This is a genomic window from Xenorhabdus indica, assembly GCF_014467235.1.
GTDB classification, from domain to species: domain Bacteria; phylum Pseudomonadota; class Gammaproteobacteria; order Enterobacterales; family Enterobacteriaceae; genus Xenorhabdus; species Xenorhabdus indica.
On the sequence record NZ_NKHP01000073.1, the window covers coordinates 1 to 1,498 of the forward strand.

General features: G+C 39.5%; 3 protein-coding genes. 1 reads left to right on the forward strand and 2 read right to left on the reverse strand.

The window, feature by feature from the left end; genetic code table 11:
- The first annotated feature begins 91 nt into the window (after positions 1 to 91).
- The gene (locus tag Xind_RS19465) at positions 92 to 412 is read left to right on the forward strand and encodes a SymE family type I addiction module toxin (protein WP_187650930.1); all 321 of its coding nucleotides are present in this window, start codon (positions 92 to 94) and stop codon (positions 410 to 412) included.
- 76 nt (positions 413 to 488) lie between these two features.
- Here Xind_RS19465 and Xind_RS19470 read toward each other — a convergent pair whose 3' ends face one another.
- Together Xind_RS19470 and Xind_RS19475 are read right to left on the reverse strand one after the other, a co-directional pair.
- Positions 489 to 1,076 (reverse strand): hypothetical protein, encoded by a 588-nt coding sequence (locus Xind_RS19470; protein WP_187650931.1) that lies wholly within the window; start codon positions 1,074 to 1,076, stop codon positions 489 to 491.
- Positions 1,048 to 1,498, reverse strand: a 451-nt coding sequence (locus tag Xind_RS19475) for an RHS repeat-associated core domain-containing protein (RefSeq protein WP_187650932.1), incomplete at its 5' end; no start/stop codon positions are given. The genes Xind_RS19475 and Xind_RS19470, both read right to left, overlap by 29 nt.

Consider the following 1,498-nt stretch of genomic DNA (forward strand, 5'->3'; position numbering starts at 1 on the left):
ATTCCGGCGACAGCAGTAAAGAATACGGCTCCGACGCGCTTGCAACACGCCGGAGCCGCTAACCATAACCAACTATTGGAGGTAGTTAATCATGGCTAAGGCGCATTCTAGGCAAAACCGTGCCGTAAATAAAGGTACAAAAACAGAACGTTATTATACCGTGGGATACGTACCGCAAAATGACAAGGCCAGCGCCCCGCCCGCGATACATCTCAAGGGGCAGTGGCTTAAGCAGGCCGGATTTGAGATTGGTGGCACACTCACCGTCAAAATTATGGACGGCTGTCTGGTGCTTATTCCTGACAGCGACGACACCCGCACCATTAAACAACAGTACCAGCGCCAGCAAGACCAGCTCAGCGAAATTAAGCTGAGGATGCGCGAACTGATTGGCGACTACAACAGCCACTAAAGGCAGGGGCTGAGTAGCTCTTAAACAGAACAAGCTGGGAAGATCACAGGGATCTTCCCAGCTTATGTTTTCAGAGCTAGTACTCTATTACAGTATTAAAATTTCCATTTTTATTACAATGTATTAGAAAATCAAGACATGTTTTTTTATCTGAGTTAAGTGCAATACAACCAAAACCAGTATCCTCATGAGGATAGACCCCTATATTGAGAGCAGGATTGATATAAAAACAAACCTGACCTATTATTCCAGAATGGCACATAATAAGTTTTGAAAGATGGATAAAATCCTTTTCTCTAAAGCTAAAACTTAGTGAGTGTGCTGGTAATGATGTTTCTCCATATAAGTAATTCTCATAACTTTCTGTTATTGGTAATAATAAATTTTTTTCTTTGGCTTTATGGTAAATTTCTTGATATCTCGTAATTGTTTCTATGTCTTTTTCTCTTTCATCATCAAAAGAAAGAGCCGTGATGATTATTGGATTACCACTTTTACCCTTGAAAAAAGTATCAAATAATTCAATAGCTTCATCCATGATTTTATAAGAAAACCCATGTTTTCTCTCGAAAAAACCAACCCAATCCACGGATGAACTAAATCCACTAAAATTAAATCCATTTAGTGAAAAAGTTTTATTTATCAACTTTAATGATTTTTCCATCACTCATACCTATAGTTATTTTATGTCTTGGTTTAGGTTCTGCTTTTCCAATGCCAACTTTCCATTCCCCCGCTTTATCACTATGAGATGTATTACTTTTACTCCATATCTCATTCGTATAATTATTCTTATAATTACCACCTTTTACTTTGGTAAAATCATCAGGATGAGAGGTTGGTGTTCTAACGAAATCCCCTACATCTGCGCTATTTACTTTTTTCTTCGGATTATCTAGGTGACATTTTGCCAATCCAAACGGATCAACAAAATTGACCGGATTATCGACATACCCGTACGGATTCACCCCGCCCAGCAGTCCGATGGGGTCAGGCGAGATATACTGCCCCGTTTCGTTACTGTAATATCTAAAGCGATTATAACAAAACCCGGATTCCTCATCGAAATACTGGCCTAAAAACCGG